Source organism: Micromonospora sp. NPDC023633 (assembly GCF_040640035.1).
Lineage (GTDB): Bacteria > Actinomycetota > Actinomycetes > Mycobacteriales > Micromonosporaceae > Micromonospora.
Genome location: NZ_JBFABB010000005.1, coordinates 21,961 through 39,513 on the forward strand (window position 1 = coordinate 21,961; position 17,553 = coordinate 39,513).

Below are 17,553 nucleotides of genomic sequence, written 5' to 3' on the forward strand. Positions count from 1 at the left end.
TCAACGGGCTGAGCGTATCGGAGGGCCGCGGCGCGGCCCGGCTCAGCCAGGGAGCCGGGGCATGATCACGGTGTGGTCGCCACCGCCGGCCTCCGGCGGCGGGTCACCGGGCCCACCCTTCGCGGGCGGCACGGACGGCGGCGGCCCGTACTGCCCCGGCACCGGGGGCACCGGGGGCACCGGCCGCGGGCCGGCGGGCGGAGCCGACACGGGCGGGGAGTCGGGCACCACCTGGGTGGCCTCCGGGGCCGGCGCCGGGCGGCTGCCGTACACGCCGCCGGCCGGGCGCGGGGCGGGCGTGCCGCCGTACAGGCCGGGGGCGGGGGGCTGCTGCCCGTACACCTGGCCGGGTGGGCCGGGGGCGGCGGCCGGGCCCTGCCCGGAGCGGTAGTAGGTGGTGCCGCCGGGGTTGCGGGGCAGCGGGACGTGGCCCGGGTCGCCGGCCGGTTCCTTGTCCGCCCGCGAACGGCGGAACAGCAGGACGATGAGCAGGATCCCCACCGCGACCATGGCGATGCCGAAGAACATGATCACGGAACCGCCGGAGGACTCCTCCTCGGCGGCGTTGCTGACGGCGCCGGCGCCCTGGCCGGCGGCGGCCAGGCTCGGGTCCGCCCCGGCGGCCCGCACCTCGGTGGCGGCGCTGGGGGTGGGCGACGGCTTCTTCGAGGGCTTCGGCGTCGGCGAGGGCGTCGCCCGGCCACCGACCACCCGGGACGCCACCGCGCCCCGGCCCAGGGCCCGCCCGAGCGCGTCGCTGGCCACGCCGCTCACGGTCAGCCGGCCGCCCGGCACCTCCGCCGCGAACGCCACCCGGTAGCGCACGGTGATGCCCTTGCCCTTGCAGAGCCTCGGGTTCAGCGGCGAGGTGGCCGACGTGGCCGCGCTGCCGCGGCCCCCGGAGAGCGACACCGGGAACCAGCGCCCGCCCACGTAGACCTGCACGCTGGCCTGGTCGGCGCGCAGGCCGGCCAGGCGCAGCCCCAACGCGGTACGCAGCAGCACGCAGCCGTCGCTGCGCTTTCGCACCTCGATCGAGACGCCCCCGGCGGAACCACCGGCGGTGAAGCTGCCGGCCGAACGCACCCGGACCGAGTCGCCCTCGGCGAGCGCCGGCGTCGCGCCGAGCGTCACCAGGCCGCCCAGCAACGCGCAGACCGTCGCGAGCCGCGCCGCGTGCCGACGTACCGCCATGATCACCTCGCCGTTCCTCCCCCGACGGGGGTCCGCCGGTCAGGCTACTACCGGTCCCGGTCGGAGCCCGGTCATTGAGCGCTCCGGATGTGCGCCGTATTACCCCCGCGGCCCTGCCGGCGCACCTGGCCGGCGGGACGGTCGCGTGCCCGGTGGCCCGGGGTCGCCGAACCGGCGGTGGTCTCAGGTGGCGGGTGGGTCCGTGGTCGCCGAACCGGCGGCGGCCTGGCGTGGCGCGGGCGGTGGATCCGGGTCGCCGAACCGGCGGCGGCCTCAGGTGGCGCGGGCGGTGGGTCCGGCGGCGGCCAGGGCGTCGCGGCAGAGCCGGTCGGCGGTACGGGTGGTCTCCGGCAGCCGGTAGCGCGGCGTCAACGCCAGCACCCGCGCGGTCGCCTCGTCGAGGCTCATCCGGTGGCCGACGCTGACGAAGACGGGCTTGACGCCGTCCCGGGTACGCAGCACCCGACCCACGACCTCGTCCCCGTCGCGCAGCGGCGCCCACGCGCCCCGGCCGTCGGCCGGCGGCGTCCACTCGCCCAGCAGCGGCGTCTTGCCCACGCCGATGGCCGGCAGGCCGGTCACCACGCCCAGGTGGCAGGCGAGCCCGAACCGGCGCGGGTGGGCCAGCCCGTGCCCGTCGCAGACCAGCAGCTCGGGCCGCACGGTCAGCCGGTCGAGCGCGTCGAGCAGCGCGGGCAGCTCCCGGAAGGCGAAGAGCCCCGGGACGTACCCGAACGCGGGCCGGCCCACGCTCACGGCCGAATCGACCACCGCGAGGGTCCGGGCGTCCAGCACGGTCACGGCCGCCGCCAGACGGTCACCGCTCTCGGCGTACGCCACGTCCAGGCCGGCCACCGTCGCGGGCTCGGCCGGGCCGGGCCCGACCAGGTCCACCAGCGGACGCAACCGCTCCTGTACGGCCAGCGCCTCCGCCACGCTGCCCGGCACCACCATCCGGGCGTCCGGCGCCCCGGTCGTCTCCACCGGCACGGCTCCCCATCCGCCCGACGTCACGACGACCTGCCGGTGCGCTGGCTGACGGCGCCCTGCTGGTGAGCGTCCTGCTGGTGAGCGTCCTGCTCCCCGCCGTCCTCGCTGACGGGGTGCTGGCTGACGGCATCCTGCTCGTGGTCGTCCTCGCCGTCGACGTCCTCGGCGCTGCCGGCCCCCAGGGCGACGGCGAAGGCCACGCCCATGGCGATGCCGACGCCGACGCCGGCCGCTCCGTCCAGTGCGGCCAGGCCGATGACCAGACCGAGCAGGAGGCCGACCGGCCACGTCCAGACGTTGGACCGCCACCTACCGGTGCCGGACGACTTCTGCACAATGTCTGATTCAGCCATTTCGCCATGGTATTCCGGCCCCACAACCCGCCCCTCGGCGAACTCCACCTCCGCCGCCACGTATGCCCCCCGCGGCCCAGCACCTCGCATGGTGGGTGCCACCGAGCGTGTCGGCTGGTTGGCCTGGTGCGTCCGGTGGCATACCAGCGCCTGACAGACGCCCGACCGGAGTTGCAACAACTCTTTCGGCAGCATCCGGCAAAGCTCAGGAGTCGCCTTCCTCAGCCTCCAACGAAGGATCAGCCGCGGGGTCGCCCGCCTGCTGAAGTTGCTTCTCAAACATGACAAACGTCTTGCGCCGGATGCCGCGAATCAACGCCAATTCCCTCGCCGTCAGGCGTCGCCCTTCGGATTGGGCACTCTCCACGATCGCCCTAACTGTCTCGTACAACGCGAAGACGGGCCCCTCGCCCCTCAGATAACGACCACGATCATGCTCTGTCCATTGAATAAAGGAGTCTACGGTCAGCGAACTAATCTCTCCGCCGACGGCAAACAAAATCTCCTCGACGAGATCATCAGCAGGCTCCCATCCGCCAGTGTCGTGCGACAGGCGCCACGCCTTGATGCCGCCCTCCGGCGTACCAGCCATCTTCACCGGCGACTTGTAATAGCTGAAATACGCTGGGAGCGTGAGGCCAGGCATCACGGTCATTTCTGCGGGCCTCCACCCAATGCTGTCTGCAACGCCTGCCAAAAGTGACGCTGCTCCTCTTTGAGGACACCGTTATAGACGGCTCGCTCCATCGGCGACATGATACGGCCCTGCTCCTTCGCGACCGCTTTGAGGTCACGCCGAACCTTGTACAAGGCATGCTCCCAGGACGCCACTTCATCGAGTGCGCTGAGGTGCAGGCGAAACTCCGCGATGTGGCCGTTCGACATCCGTAAAGACATCTGAATGTCACGATAGCCGCTTTCCTGCGGACCGATGAAACGATCTTCGAACTCAACGACGTCGACATCCTCATACCGACGGAGCGCGTCTAACGCCGCATAAAGATCTGACAGATCCCGAAAAGCGACTTTCGCCGCAGCAAGATCAGTCAGCATAGAAACATTATCCCGATATTTGGCGATCTTGTCGTTGGCCCGCTTCCTTTCCTTCGGTGCCGGGCGACCTGCTGGCTCGGCGAAACCGGGAACATCTGCAGCCAAACGCTTCGCGAGGGCCACCACCTCCCGTTGCGCCTCGACTGCGTCGACATACAACCGATCAAGATATTCACGGCGATATTGGGCATCACTCTTACGGGACATATCGAAACCAGCCTGCAGTGCTCTTTCCTCTTCGGGAGGAAAGTTGGCGCTAATCTGCTGCTGATCATCCGTTAGAGGCGTGGGTAGAGGGTCAGGAACCCGCTCAAAGGCAACTGCTTCTACACCTCGTACCGCTATGTGGTCAAGCACAGAACCGAGGACATCGATCGCCTGTTGCTGGCTGGCGAGATGATGCAGCGTCACGGGCCGAGCTGCCAGCGAATTGGCTAACTCAGGCGTAGCGAGGACCATTCGCGCCAGGTCGGGCCGCAGCGCCAACTGCCGGACCAGCGCCTCGGCGAGCATCGGCTCGTCCTTGGGCGGCTTCCGCCACGTCTCATCCAGCATCCGCTGCACGCGTGGGTCCGCAAACAGCCGCGCCACGTCTCCGGAGCCCGCTTCGTCGAGTTGCGGTACGAGTCGCCGAAGTGTCGGTGGATCGATCCCCGCCGCCACCTCCGCCGGCGTCACGCCGGCAGCGAACACCCGTTCCAGATCGGGCTCCGCAGCCAGGATCGCGGCGACGGGGATGGCGCTCCCCGCCCGCTCCGCCTGCGCGCGTTCCCGCGCCGCCCGCAGGTCCTCGGGCGAGGCGTCGTTCCGTTCGGGGGCCGGTCCCGTGTCGTCGGGCTGTGGCGGTAGCCCTGGTGACACCGACCCGTCGGACGGGGCCGAGCCCGGCCCGTCGAGCAGGTGTACGCGGTTGAGGTACAGCTCGCCGTACCCCTGGTCGGTTTCGACGGGTGGGTACTGCGGTAGGTCCGGTCGCTGGCTGAACCGCCCCCGCCGCAGTCCTCCCAGCGGCATCGGTCTGCCGTCCGGACCGAGCACCAGGACCTCGGTGTCGACGGCGTTGTGCGGGTGCGGGAAGCCGTGGTGCCGGTACAGGGGTGTGGTCGACACGGCCTGGGTCTGCGGGTCGAGGTAGAGGATGGTGCCGTTCTGGTTGAGGGCAACCCAGATGTGGGAACCGCCCCGTTCCCAGCTGTTGACGACGAAGGCGAAGCTGCCGTGGCCCCCGAGACGGAGCTGGTCGTGGAGGTTGCGGTAGCCCGTGTCGATGGCCCGCTGCCGCTCGACGCCCTGGATGTCCTCCGTCGGCTGGCAGAGGCGCTGGAAGCGTCCCCCGGTGATGTCCTCCACCCGTCCCATGCCGTCCCGCTCGCCGTGGATGGGGCGCGTGACGTCGCCGGCCACGTAGGCGTCGAAGGTGCGGGGAGCGGCCACCCGGGGTCGGCCGTGCATCCAGGTGTCGAAGAGCGACAGGGTGCAGTCGATGCAGTTGATGCCGCGGGTCGGGTCGGCCCGCGGTCCACCGTCGTTGACCAACCCGAACCAGCGGCCCACGCGCGGGTCGGCGTTCCGCCGGACGCTCCCGTCAGGCTCTCGGGGCACCTGCCGTTCGATGTCGGTCTGGTGCAGGGCCAGCGGCGGACGCAGGCCGCCGGGCTGGCCGTAGTTCCTTGACCGGTCGATCGGTGGCGGGTGGTCGTCGCCCGTCAGCGCCGAGCGGTCGGCGGTCTCCACGGCGCCGTACGCCAGGTCGCCGACGTCGTCGTTGATCCGGCGGAAGTCCGCTGGGTCGACGACGCCCACGACTGACGGCACGACATTGCCGGCCAGTACGGCTTCCGCGTGGTCCAGGCACTGTCCGTACGCCCGCATCTCGTCGTTTGCTGCCCACCGCCACCCGTCAGCCTGGCGCGCCTGGCCCGTCTGGTGCAGGTGGAAGGCGTGGGCGGCGAAGTCCCGCGCCCTCTGGTGGTGCTCGTCTGCGCGGGCCCTGAGCCGGCCAGCTTCGTCAAAGCGGCGCTTGTCCTCGAACCACGCCCGCTGCGACTCGTAGTAGCCGCGGTAGCGGCGTCTCTCGAACGCCTCCCGGTCGAGGGCCCACTTGGCCGCGTACCACTCGGGTGTCCTGACCCGGGGACCGGCCGACTCATCCCGACCGGCCGCTTCCGACGCGCCCGGGTGGACATCTGGATCCTGCCCGGATGCCGGCGCACCGGGCGAGGGCAGCAGCGTCGGCGGTGCCGGCTGGGGCGGCGCCGCCACCGCTCCGGTGGCTCCTCGTGCGACGGCGGGCTCGGGACCGACGGCCGGCGGAAGATGGCCCGCAGCTGGGACGGACGCGGCCGTCCTCGGCTCGGGGAACGAGGAGGCGGGGGATGGCCCGACCGTCGCGGTGCCGACGCCTGCGCCAGGCGGGCCTGCGCTGGGCCCGGTTGCCGGGGACACCGCCGCCGGCGCGGTCGACGGGACGGCAACGCTCGCGACGTTGACGGAACCGGCGCCGCTCGCGGCGTTCCCGGAAATGGTCGTCTGGCCGTCCACGCCGGTCGAGACGCCTCCGGCGCCGAGGACGGGCGCCGCCGTCGTGACCGAGGAGAGAGTCGGGCTGAGCGCGGACTCCGGCAGCGCGAACGACGTGGCCGCGACGGTCGCGCCCGCCCGTTCGATTCCGGCAGCGGTCACGGGCGCGGTCTGGTCGCCAGTGTGGGCGGCGGCCGTCGCGGGGCCGGCTTGTGTCTGGGCCCCCGGCGGAGGTGGGGCCGACGGTGCCGCCTCAGCACCGGTCACACCTCGTTGGCTCTCACCTGCCGCACTGGCCGATGCCCCTGACCCGTGGGTCGGAGATTCCCCTCCCGCGCCGGGCGCGGTAACGGACGCCCCCACTCCCGCGCTGGGCATGGCGACAGGTGGCCCATCCGCTGCCGGCACTCCGGGAGGCGTCGAGATTCCGCCGCCTCCCGTCGACGTCAGCGGCATCCCGGCCAGGGCGCTCATCTGCCCGTTGAGCCGTGCCTGCAACGCCGCGTCGGCCTGCGCGGTGGCGGAACCACGGGCGCCGGACGCCGCCGCGCGGGCCGCGTCCTCCACGGAGGTCAGCCCCTGGCCCGTGGCGAGGCTCGCGGCCTGATCGGCCATCACCTCGCCGGCCATCTCGCGGCCGAAGTGCTCCCCGATCCGTGCGCCCCGGCCGGTGGCGTGCCGTCCGAGGCCGGCCAGCGGTGCCACCGCCCCGCCGGCCAGGCCGCCGAGCGCCGTCGTGCCCAACTCCGTCACGTCCAGCCCGTGCCGGCGGCCGGTCGAGTTCTGGTACGCCTGTGTGGCGAGGTTGATGCCGCTCTCCTCGGCAGCCTCGGACGCCCCGCTGAGCGCCGCGCGGCGACTGAACCCGCGCACGCCGCCTTTGGTGACCTCCTTCGCCGCCCGCTCGCCGGCCTCCTTGAGTCCCTGCTTGATCGACTTGCGGGCCAGCTGTGCCATGAGACGCTTGAAGATCTGCTGCACGATCAGTCTGGTGGCGGTGATCGCCGCCCCGGCGGCGGGCGAGGCCGCGCCCGCGGTGAGCACGGTCGCGACGGCCAGCGACAGCAGCTCGACCACCAGGATGCCCAGCTCGATCCAGACCTCGAGCTTGGCGCCCTCGATGTCGCAGCCGCACTCCTCCACCAGCCGCCCCAGCTCGGTGCTGACGGCGAGCAGCACGGGCAGCGGCGCCTCGTCGCCCTCCGCCACCCGACGCCAGGCGGTGTCGAAGGCGGCGGCGACCGCCCCGACACCGCCGTACCCGCTGCGCACCTCGCCGGCGGCGGCGACGGCGTCGGCCCGCGGCCCGGCCAGTGCGGCGGCCACCGCGTACCACTGGTCGGCAAGCTCCCAGACCGCGCGTTCGTTCCCCTCCGGCCACTCGACACCGATGACCCAGTCGAGGGCCTCGTAGACCCAGCCGGGCAGCTGCCAGGGCGAGTAGTCGAGCGGGTGCGGGATGGGGCTCGGCAACAGACTCATCCGGGTCTCCTCAGCGGATCAGCGCTGCTGGTGCCGGTCGCCGACGCGGCCGAGCCGGCCCGCGCTCGCCGCGTCCGTCCGCAGGTTGGCGTCCACCGACCGGACCACGTCGGCGCCGAGGCCCTCCAGGTGCCGACCCACGCCCTCCCACGTGCGCAGGACCAGCTCCTCGACTCCGCGGTACTTCTGCTCGAACGCCGCCCCGATGTCGTCCTTGCCCCATGGCGACCGGTCGCTCGCTGCCGCGATCGCGCCGCCCACCTGGCGGCGCCGTGCCGTGATCGCCTCGCCGGACATCGAGAGGTCGACGCCGCCGCGCCGGGCGCGCTGCGGGTCGAGCCAGAGCTGGCCGTCCATCACTCGCTCCGGCGCAGCACGGCGTCGGCCCGGCCCAGCAACGAACCGAAGTCACCCGTACGCAGGAATTCCGTCGCCCCGGAGCCGGCGGGCAGGTAGCCGGCCACGAGTTCCTGGGTGGCGGCGACCGCGGCGGCCCCGGCCCGGTGGATGGTGGCGGTGACCTTCCGGCTCAACGCCTTGGCGTCCCGGTCGTGGAAGACGGAGGGGTGCAGTTCCACCGAGATCACCTCGCCCCGGGCGCCGGCGGTGGCGGTCACCTGGCCGTCCTCTGAGCGCTCGGTCACCCGTAGCTCGGCGAGCCGACCCTGCAGCTCGTCCAAACCGGACCTCAGTCGTTGGTAGTCCCCGTACACCTCGTCGAACCGCGCCCGCAGCGCGCGATTGGCGTCCCGGTCCACACTCTCGGCCAACGCCACCCTCCCCCGGTTACCGTCGGTAGGGCGAACCATACCGGGCGCCATGAATCCGTGGGGGTCCGGTACTTTCAAGCCGTGATCGATCGCCAGCAGGCCGAACAGCTCGCCGCCGTGTGGGCCCGCCGCGAGTCACAGCGCCTGGGACACGAGTGCCGCCCGAGCGTCGACGAGTTCGACCTCGGCTACGTCATCACGTCCACCGTGCCCGTCGAGGCGAGGTCGGTGCCCGGCGACCTGCCGACCACGGTGGTGGACAAGCTGACCGGCGAGGTGACCACCTGGCCGCGCGTGCCGGTCGACGTGGTCGCGCAGATGTACCGCCGGAGCCGGCCGGACGGCCCCGGTGTTCCCCGCACGGTCGATCCGGCGAGCCAACTGCTCCGCGAGATCCGCCGGTTGCCGACTCCTGGCACGGCGGCGCACCTGACGGTCGAGGGGCGGCTGTTCCGCGCGCAGGGCGCCAAGGGCGACGTCGCGCTGAACCACCACCCACTGGTGCGGTCCTACCTGGACGAGCTACCTCCCGGGCACCTGGTGCGCGGCGGCGACCGGCACGCCGAGCTGATCGTCGTCTCCGACGTCCTGCACGACTACGACCACCGTCGCGCCACCGAGGGCATCGCGCCGCTCGGCATGGCCGACGCTAAGGACATCCTGCAGACCGCCCGGTTCGAGGTCTACCGCGTGCGCGAGCCGGGCGACCCGAACGGCGGTCTCGCCGACCGTCCTTGCGACTCGTGCGTCGACATGCTCGTGGACTTCAATGTGCTGCCCTGGTCCGACCGGGCCTTCACGATGCCGTGGCAGCCCGACCCGCAGCCGGACCCGGTCCCCGGTCGGTTTCACCCGGACGTCGCGCAGGCGCTCGTCGCGGCCGGCTGGCGTCCGCACTTCGGGGACGAGATCGTGGCCCTGTCCGCCATCCGGGACCTCAGCGCCGTCAGGGGTGAGACGTCCGCGCACGCCGACTTCCCCGCGGTCCTGGCGACACTCACCGCCTTCCCGAGCCTGGTGGGCGCTCGGCGCGGCCCGGGTGAGCAGGTGTGGATCTCCCGCTTCGACATCCGTCCGCGGCAGGTCGCCCACACCGCCGACACGCTCGCCGACTTCGCCGCGGTGCTGGGCGTACGACTCTTCCCCATCGGCACCGAGCGGCAGGAGAGCATTCTCGCCGTTGACGAGCGGGGTCGGGTCTTCGCGTTGGACCAGGCCGGCGAGTGGTTCCTCGGCGAGGACATCGACGCCGCGCTGACCACCCTGCTGCTCGGCCGGGCGCCGGCCCGCGTCCGCGACGACGGCACCTGGTGAGCGGGCGACTCCGGTGAGCGGGCGACAGCCGGCGGGCCGCTACAGCGGCAGGCCGGTCAGCACCATGACCCGGGGCTCCGTGTAGTCGTCCATGGCACTGCGCAGGCCCTCGCGGCCGACGCCGCTGCCCTTCACCCCGCCGTACGGCATCTGGTCGGCCCGGTACGACGGCACGTCCCCGACGATCACCCCGCCCACCTCCAGGGCGCGGTGCGCCGCGAAGGCCGTGTCGAGGCGGTGGGTGAAGACGCCCGCCTGCAACCCGTACGCCGAGTCGTTGACGGCGGCGAACGCGGCCTGGTCGTGCGCGACGCGGGCGACCACCAGCACCGGCCCGAAGACCTCCTCGGTGCAGACCCGGGCGTCCCCCGGCACGCCGGAGAGCACGGTCGGCGGGTAGGTCGCGCCCTCGCGCCGGCCGCCCACCTCGATGGTGGCGCCGGCGGTGACCGCCTCGTCCACCCACGCCTCCACCCTCTGGGCGGCCTCGGCGGAGATCAGCGGCCCGACGTCGGTGAGCGGGTCGGACGGGTCGCCGACGCGTAGCTCCTGCACGGCCGCGACGAGGCGGGGCAGGAACGCGTCGTAGAGCCATTCGTGCACGTAGACCCGCTGCACGGCGATGCACGACTGCCCGGCCTGGTAGTTGGAGAACGTCGCGATGCGGTGCGCGGCGAAGGTCAGGTCCTCGTCGGTGTTCCAGTCCTCGCAGATCACGGCGGCGGCGTTGCCGCCCAGCTCCAGGGTGACGTGCTTCTCGGGCACGGACCGGCGGATCGCCGCGCCGACCGGCCCGGAGCCGGTGAACGAGACCACCGGCAGCCGGGGGTCGGTGACCAGCTCGGCGGCGCGCTCGTTGGGCAGCGGCAGGACCGAGAACATCCCCTCCGGCAGGTCGGTCTCGGCCAGCAGCTCGCCCAGCAGCAGCGCCGACAGCGGGGTGGCGGGGGCGGGCTTGACGATGATCGGGGCGCCGACCGCGATGGCCGGGGCGACCTTGTGCGCGACGAGGTTCAGCGGGAAGTTGAACGGCGCGATGCCGAGCACCGGCCCTCTGGGCGCCCGCCGGACCAGGGCGATCCGCCCGGTGGCGGCGGGGTCGGTGTCCAGGCGTTGCAGCTCGCCGGAGAAGCGGCGGGCCTCCTCGGCGGCCCAGCGGAAGGTGGAGACCGCCCGCCCGACCTCGGCGCGGGCCCACTTCAGCGGCTTGCCGTTCTCGTCGGTGATCAGCCGCGCGAACTCCTCGGCCCGCTCGGCGAGCCGCCGGGACACGTGGTCCAGGGCCGCCGCGCGGGCGTGCGCGGGCAGGGCCGCGGCCACCGCGGCCACCCCGGCGGCTGCCGCGACGGCCGCTTCGACCTGGTCGGCGGTGGCCAGGGTGGTACGACCGACGGCGCGCCCGTCGTACGGGTGGTGGACGGTCAGTTCGCCCTCGCCGTGGGCGGGGCGGGAGGCGACATGAAAGGCGACGGGGTCCACGTGGAGCAGCGTAGACCTCCCGCACGGCAGTGAGACCGACCGATCCATTACCGCAGTTCCCCCTCCGAATACAAGGTGCCCGCACGTCTCCACATTTTGCCGTGGAGGCCCTACGCTCTTGCTCACTTTGATCAATTGCGATCGATGGCGTACCCGCCGTCGTGTAGCGAGAGGAACACCCGAGGGATGACACTCCCCTACCCCGCCGCGCGCCGCTGGCGCGTCGGTGTGCTGACAGCCGCCGTCGCCACCGCCGTGGCGTTCGGCACCCCCGCGACGGCCGCCCCCGCCGAGGGACAGATCCTCCTGGCGGGCGGCGCCACCGCCGTCGACGACTCGTACATCGTGGTGTTCAAGGACACCTCGGTGGGCCGGGCCGACGTCACGAAGAAGGCGCGTGACCTCGCCGGCCGGCACGGCGGCGCGGTCAACCGGACGTACCAGAACGCGCTGCGCGGGTTCGAGGCCCGGCTGTCCGAGGCGGAGGCCAAGCGGCTCGCCGCCGACCCCTCGGTGCGCTACGTCCAGCAGAACCACACCATGCGGATCAGCGGTACGCAGAGCCCCACCCCGTCCTGGGGCCTGGACCGGCTCGACCAGCGCGCACTGCCGCTGAACAACTCGTACACGTACCCGAACACCGGTTCGGGCGTGAAGGCGTACATCATCGACACCGGCATCCGGTTCGGCCACGGCGACTTCGGCGGCCGTGCCGTCTCCGGCTTCGACGCGATCGACGGCGGCAGCGCGGACGACTGCAACGGGCACGGCACGCACGTGGCCGGCACGGTCGGCGGCACCGCGTACGGCGTGGCCAAGGGCGTCACGCTGGTCGGCGTCCGGGTGCTCGACTGCGCGGGCAGCGGCACCAACGCGGGCGTCATCCAGGGCGTGGACTGGGTGACCGGCGACCACGCCGCCGGCCAGCTCGCGGTGGCCAACATGAGCCTCGGCGGCGGCTTCAACCAGGCCGTCAACGACGCCGTGGCCCGCTCCATCGCCGACGGCGTCAGCTACGGCCTGGCGGCCGGGAACGACAGCGGCGCCAACGCCTGCAACAGCTCGCCGGCCAGCACCCCCGCCGGCATCACCGTCGGTTCGACCACCAACACCGACGCCCGCTCGTCGTTCTCCAACATCGGCACCTGCCTCGACATCTTCGCGCCCGGCAGCTCGATCACCTCGGCCTGGCACACCGGCGACACGGCCACGAACACCATCAGCGGCACCTCGATGGCGACTCCGCACGTGGTCGGCGCCGCCGCGCTCGTGCTCGCCGCCAACCCGACGTTCACCCCGCAGCAGGTGCGCGACAAGCTCGTCACCGACGCCACCAGCAACGCGGTGACCAGCCCCGGCACCGGCTCGCCCAACAAGCTGCTGTACGTCGGCGACGGCGGCACCACGCCCCCGCCGCCCCCGCCGCCCACCGGCTGCACCCAGACCAACGGCACCGACGTGACCATCCGCGACAACACCACGGTGGAGAGCACGATCACCATCGCGGGCTGCACCGGCACCGCCGGCTCGGCCAGCACGGTCGCCGTGCAGATCGTGCACACCTACGTCGGTGACCTCGCCGTCAGCCTCGTCGCCCCCGACGGCAGCGCCTACACCCTGCACAACCGCACCGGCGGCTCCGCCGACAACATCAACCAGACGTACACCGTCAACCTCTCCTCCGAGGTGGCCAACGGCACCTGGAAGCTGCGGGTCCAGGACGCGGGCGCCGGCGACACCGGCTACCTGAACAGCTGGACGCTCAACCTGGGCGGCTCCGGCACGACGGACTGCACCGGCACCAACGCCAACAACGTCACCGTCGGCGACAACGCGACGGTCACCAGCAGCGTCGCGATCGCCGGCTGCACCGGCACCGCCTCGTCCACCAGCAAGGTGGCCGTGCAGATCGTGCACACCTACGTCGGTGACCTCGTGGTCAGCCTCGTCGCCCCCGACGGCAGCGCCTACACCCTGCACAACCGCAGCGGCGGCTCCGCCGACAACATCAACCAGACCTACACGGTGAACCTCTCCACGGAGACCCGCAACGGCACCTGGAACCTGCGGGTCCAGGACGCCGCCAGCGGCGACACCGGCTACATCGACAGCTGGACCCTGACCCTCTAGCCCGAACCCCCGACCGACCCGGGCCGGCTCCCGGACCAAGGGCCCCTCGTCACGCTCCCGCCTGACGAGGGGCCCGTCTCGTGCGGCGGGCGCGCAGGGTGCTGGTCAGGACCAGTAGGAGCGCGAGCACGAACATCGCGGTGCCGATGACGTTGACCTGCGGCGGAATGCCCCGCTGGGCGGCGCCCCAGACGTACATGGGGAACGTGACGGTGGTGCCGGCGTTGAAGTTCGTGACGATGAAGTCGTCGAAGGAGAGCGAGAACGCGAGCAGCGCGGCGGCCACGATGCCGGGCAGCGCCAGCGGCAGGGTGATCCGTCGGAAGGTCTGCCACTCGCTCGCGTAGAGGTCCATCGCGGCCTCCTCCAGCCGGGAGTCCATCCCGGCCAGCCGTGCCCTGACGGTGACCACCACGAACGACAGGCAGAACATGACGTGCGCGACGACGACGGTCCAGAAGCCCTGCGGCACCCCGGCGGAGACGAAGAGGGCCAGCAGCGAGGTGCCCATCACCAGCTCGGGGGTGGCCAACGGCAGGAAGATCAGCACGTTGATCCCGGCGCGGCCACGGAACCGGTGCCGCGCCAGCGCGAACGCCATCAGGGTGCCGAGCACCGTGGCGACCACGGTCGAGATGAAGCCGATCTGCACGCTGCGCACCACCGCGTCGCACATGTCGGAGGTGGCGCACGGGTTGCGCCAGTTGTCGAGGGTGAACTCGTTGAAGTCGTACGACAGGCGGCTGGAGGGCCGGTTGAAGGAGAGCGCGGCGACCACGGCGATCGGCAGGAGGAGGTAGCCGAGCACCAGCAGCGCCACGCCCGTCACCCAGCGGTCGGCCAGCCAGCGTCCGAAACGGTGTCCCACCGGTCAGAGCACCTCCTCCGTGCCGGTACGGCGCAGGTAGCCGAAGACCACCGCGAGGATCGCCGCCATCAGCAGGAACGACAGCGCCGCGCCCTGCGGGTAGTCCAGCCGGACCAGGAACGCCGAGTCGATGACGTTGCCGATCATGTACTCGTTGGGGGTGCCGAGCAGTTCGGCGTTGATGTAGTCGCCGCTGGCCGGGATGAAGAACAGCAGCGTGCCGGCGACCAGGCCGGGCATGGAGAGCGGCAGCGTGACCCGGCGGAACGTCCGCAGCGGGCCGGCGTAGAGGTCGCCGGCCGCCTCCAGCAGCCGGGGGTCCAGCCGCTCCAGGCTCGCGTAGAGCGGCAGCACCAGGAAGGGCAGGAAGTTGTACGTCAGGCCGAGCACCACCGCGACGGGGGTGGCGAGCAGCCGGCCGTCGGGGGCGAGCAGGTGCACGTCGCGCAGCAGCCCGACGAGCCAGCCGTTGTCCGACAGGATGGTCTTCCACGCCAGCGTGCGCACCAGGAAGCTGGTGAACATCGGCGCGACCACGCAGACCAGCAGCAGGTTCTTCCACCGGCCGGCCTTCTGCGCGATCGCGTACGCCAGCGGGTAGCCGGCCAGCAGCGCCAGCACCAGCGCGGCCCCGGCATAGCCGAAGGAGCGCCCGAACTGCGGCCAGTACGCGGCGAGCGCGTCGGGGTAGTTGCCGAACGCCCAGGTCATCGCGTACCCGGTGGCGAGCGAGCCGGTCGGGTCGTAGAGGCTGGCGGCGGCGAGCTGGAGCAGCGGCACCGCGAAGAACAGGAGCAGCCACGCCGCCGCGGGCAGCAGCAGCAGGTACGGCAGGAGCCGGTGCCGCCCGGGCGGGCGGGGCGGTGCAGGTGCCGCCGGCGGGGCGGAACCGGTGGGCAGGTGCGCGAGGGCGCTCACGACGGCGCGCCCACCGGCTCGTCGCGTGCCGGCGCGGTCCGGTCCTGCCCGCCGGGTTCCCGGGGCAGCAGGAAGGCGTGCCGCGGGTCCCAGTACGCCACCGCCTCCGCGCCCACGGGCAGCGGACGGGCCGTGCCGCTGTTGGCGACGAAGGCCGTCAGCTCGCCGCCCCAGCCGGTGCGCAGCAGGTACTGGGTGCTCACCCCCACGTAGGAGGCGTCGGTGACCACCCCGGTGACGTGCTGGCACCCGGCGGGGACCTGGTCGGCGGAGTCGACCAGATGCAGCTTCTCCGGGCGTACGCCCAGGTGGACCGGCCCCCGGTCGACCCGGGCCCGGCCGGCGGGCACCGAGAAGCGACGGCCGTGCGCCGACACCGCCACCTCGTTCCCGCCCGCGCGGGCCGCCTCGCCGGCGAGCAGGTTGGACTGGCCGAGGAAGTTCGCCACGAACGCCGTGGCCGGGTACTCGTAGAGGTCGGCGGGGGCGCCGAGCTGCTCGATCCGCCCGGCGTTCATCACCGCGACGGTGTCGGCCATCGTCATGGCCTCCTCCTGGTCGTGGGTGACGTGCACGAACGTGATGCCGACCTCGGTCTGGATCCGCTTGAGTTCGATCTGCATCCGCCGGCGCAGCTTCAGGTCCAGCGCGCCGAGCGGCTCGTCCAGCAGCAGCACCTGCGGACGGTTGACCAGGGCGCGGGCCAGCGCGACCCGCTGCTGCTGCCCGCCGGAAAGCTGGGCGGGGCGGCGGTGGCCGTGGTCGTCGAGCTGCACCAGCGCGAGCATGCCCATGACCTCGTCGTCGACGGAGCGGATGCCCCGCCGGTGCAGGCCGAACGCCACGTTCTCGAAGACGTCCAGATGCGGGAAGAGCGCGTAGCTCTGGAAGACGGTGTTCACCGGCCGCTTGTACGGGCGCAGCCGGGTGACGTCCCGTTCGCCCAGCAGCACCCGCCCGCCGGTCGGCTCCTCCAGGCCGGCGATCATCCGCAGCGTGGTGGTCTTGCCGCAGCCGGACGCGCCGAGCAGGGCGAAGAACGAGCCCTGCGGGACGGTCAGGCTGAGGTCGTCCACCGCGGTGACGGCGCCGAAGCGCTTGGTGAGGTTGGCCAGCCGCAGGTCGCCGCCCGGGGTCTCGCGTCCCGCAGTCGTCCCACCCATCCCGCTCACGCCCCGATGACCTGCTGGAACTTGCCCTCGTACTCGCGTTCCTGCTTCTCGTCCAGCGCCATGAAGACCTTGGACCTCGACAGCATGGCGTCGTCGGGGAAGATCAGCGGGTTGGCGGCCAGCGCCGGGTCGATCTTCTCCATCTCGGCCTGGGCGCCCCGGACGGGGCAGATGTAGTTGACGAACGCGGCGAGCCGGGCGGCGACCGCCGGCTCGTAGTAGTGGTCGACGAGCCGCTCGGCGTTGCCCTTGTGGGTGGCCTTGTTCGGTACCACCACGTTGTCCGACCAGATCATCACCCCGGACTCGGGCACCACGAACCTGATCCTGTCGTCGTCGAAGCCGAGCTGGATGGCGTCGCCGGACCAGCAGATGCAGGCGGCGATGTCGCCCTTGGCGAGGTCCGGCGCGTAGTCGTTGCCGGTGAACCTGCGGATCTGGCCGGAGTCGACGGCCTTCTTGAGCTTGGCGAGCGCGTCGTCGAACTGGGCGCCCGTGAAGTTCGCCGGGTCGTGGCCGTTCGACTGGAGCAGCAGGCCCATGGTGTCCCGCATCTCGGCCAGCGCGGTGACCTTGCCCTTGAGGTCGGGGCGGGTGAGCAGCTCGTCGACCGTCCGGACCTCCCTGGTCACCCTGCCGTTGTAGGCGAGGCCGGCCAGGCCGGACTGCCAGGGGATGGCGAGCTGGTTCTCCGTGTCGAAGGACCGGCCGCGCAGCGAGGGCAGCAGGTTGGCCTCGACGTTGGGCAGCTTGGACCTGTCCAGCTTCTGGACCCAGCCGAGCCGGATCATCCGGGCCGCCATCCAGTCGGTGAGGACGATGATGTCCCGCCCGGTCGACTGGCACCCCGCGAGCTGGTTCTGCACCTTGCCGAAGAACTCGTTGTTGTCGTTGACGTCCTCGGTGTAGGCGACCTGGATGCCGCTACTGGCGACGAAGGCGTCGAGGGTCGGCCGCTTGGAGGAGTCGGCGTCGTCCACGTCCATGTACTGCGGCCAGTTGGAGAACGTCAGCGTCTTCTCGGTGCCGGAGAGGTCCTCGCTGACGCAGCCGGCCTCCGTCTGGGCGGCGCCCCTGGTGCCGCAGCCGGTCAGCGAGCCGCCCGCCGCCAGCAGTGCCGCCGAGCCGAGGGCGCCGGTCAGCAGCCCACGCCGGGTGAGGGGCCGGAGGGGAGTTCGCATGTGACGACTCCTTGAGGTCATCGTCGGCGGACAGGCGGTGGTGGCGCGCCGACGGGACGTCAGGTGCGGTGAACGACAGATCTTGGCATGGGCCGACGGCGACGACGGACGGCGGGTCAGCGTGCGCGA

14 protein-coding genes are annotated in these 17,553 nt (G+C 72.2%); 2 read left to right on the forward strand and 12 right to left on the reverse strand.

What is annotated here, in order from left to right; all coding sequences use genetic code 11:
- Positions 1 to 42: 42 nt before the first annotated feature.
- The 7 genes from AB0G13_RS02580 to AB0G13_RS02610 all read right to left on the reverse strand — a co-directional run bounded on the left by AB0G13_RS02580 (position 43) and on the right by AB0G13_RS02610 (position 8,368).
- On the reverse strand, positions 43 to 1,194 hold the full coding sequence (locus AB0G13_RS02580) for a hypothetical protein (RefSeq protein WP_357868004.1): 1,152 nt from the start codon (positions 1,192 to 1,194) through the stop codon (positions 43 to 45).
- Between the two features lie 273 nt (positions 1,195 to 1,467).
- Entirely contained in the window at positions 1,468 to 2,148 is a 681-nt protein-coding gene (gene nfi, locus AB0G13_RS02585; protein WP_357868006.1) for a deoxyribonuclease V, read from the reverse strand.
- A gap of 56 nt (positions 2,149 to 2,204) precedes the next feature.
- Positions 2,205 to 2,537, reverse strand: coding sequence for a hypothetical protein (locus AB0G13_RS02590; protein WP_357867810.1), 333 nt, complete (start codon positions 2,535 to 2,537; stop codon positions 2,205 to 2,207).
- A gap of 205 nt (positions 2,538 to 2,742) precedes the next feature.
- Complete coding sequence (locus AB0G13_RS02595) at positions 2,743 to 3,192, reverse strand: hypothetical protein (protein WP_357867813.1); 450 nt, start codon at positions 3,190 to 3,192, stop codon at positions 2,743 to 2,745.
- Complete coding sequence (locus AB0G13_RS02600; RefSeq protein WP_357867816.1) at positions 3,189 to 7,592, reverse strand: toxin glutamine deamidase domain-containing protein; 4,404 nt, start codon at positions 7,590 to 7,592, stop codon at positions 3,189 to 3,191. The genes AB0G13_RS02595 and AB0G13_RS02600 overlap by 4 nt, the downstream gene beginning before the upstream one ends.
- An 18-nt stretch (positions 7,593 to 7,610) precedes the next feature.
- Entirely contained in the window at positions 7,611 to 7,949 is a 339-nt protein-coding gene (locus AB0G13_RS02605) for a hypothetical protein (RefSeq protein ID WP_357867818.1), read from the reverse strand.
- Positions 7,949 to 8,368 carry a YbaB/EbfC family nucleoid-associated protein gene (locus AB0G13_RS02610; RefSeq protein ID WP_357867820.1) on the reverse strand — a complete coding sequence of 140 codons (420 nt, stop codon included), beginning with the start codon at positions 8,366 to 8,368 and terminating at the stop codon, positions 7,949 to 7,951. Before AB0G13_RS02610 ends, AB0G13_RS02605 begins: the two co-directional genes overlap by 1 nt.
- 75 nt (positions 8,369 to 8,443) lie before the next feature.
- Here AB0G13_RS02610 and AB0G13_RS02615 point away from each other — a divergent pair, with 75 nt between their 5' ends.
- Complete coding sequence (locus AB0G13_RS02615) at positions 8,444 to 9,676, forward strand: SUKH-3 domain-containing protein (protein ID WP_357867823.1); 1,233 nt, start codon at positions 8,444 to 8,446, stop codon at positions 9,674 to 9,676.
- A gap of 39 nt (positions 9,677 to 9,715) precedes the next feature.
- Here the strand turns inward: AB0G13_RS02615 and AB0G13_RS02620 are convergent, their stop codons facing one another.
- On the reverse strand, positions 9,716 to 11,155 hold the full coding sequence (locus AB0G13_RS02620; protein WP_357867826.1) for an aldehyde dehydrogenase family protein: 1,440 nt from the start codon (positions 11,153 to 11,155) through the stop codon (positions 9,716 to 9,718).
- Positions 11,156 to 11,341: 186 nt separating this feature from the next.
- On the opposite strand from AB0G13_RS02620, the gene AB0G13_RS02625 reads away from it, so the two are divergent.
- Positions 11,342 to 13,285 (forward strand): proprotein convertase P-domain-containing protein, encoded by a 1,944-nt coding sequence (locus tag AB0G13_RS02625; RefSeq protein ID WP_357867829.1) that lies wholly within the window; start codon positions 11,342 to 11,344, stop codon positions 13,283 to 13,285.
- 49 nt (positions 13,286 to 13,334) lie between these two features.
- Here AB0G13_RS02625 and AB0G13_RS02630 read toward each other — a convergent pair whose 3' ends face one another.
- The 4 genes from AB0G13_RS02630 to AB0G13_RS02645 are packed head-to-tail and all read right to left on the reverse strand — an operon-like array spanning position 13,335 to position 17,424.
- A complete protein-coding gene (locus tag AB0G13_RS02630) occupies positions 13,335 to 14,153 on the reverse strand; it encodes an ABC transporter permease (protein WP_357867831.1) in 819 nt (272 codons plus the stop codon).
- A gap of 3 nt (positions 14,154 to 14,156) precedes the next feature.
- Positions 14,157 to 15,071 carry an ABC transporter permease gene (locus tag AB0G13_RS02635; RefSeq protein WP_357867834.1) on the reverse strand — a complete coding sequence of 305 codons (915 nt, stop codon included), beginning with the start codon at positions 15,069 to 15,071 and terminating at the stop codon, positions 14,157 to 14,159.
- Complete coding sequence (locus AB0G13_RS02640) at positions 15,068 to 16,234, reverse strand: ABC transporter ATP-binding protein (protein ID WP_357867837.1); 1,167 nt, start codon at positions 16,232 to 16,234, stop codon at positions 15,068 to 15,070. Before AB0G13_RS02640 ends, AB0G13_RS02635 begins: the two co-directional genes overlap by 4 nt.
- A 5-nt stretch (positions 16,235 to 16,239) precedes the next feature.
- Entirely contained in the window at positions 16,240 to 17,424 is a 1,185-nt protein-coding gene (locus tag AB0G13_RS02645) for a spermidine/putrescine ABC transporter substrate-binding protein (RefSeq protein ID WP_357867840.1), read from the reverse strand.
- Positions 17,425 to 17,553: the final 129 nt, after the last annotated feature.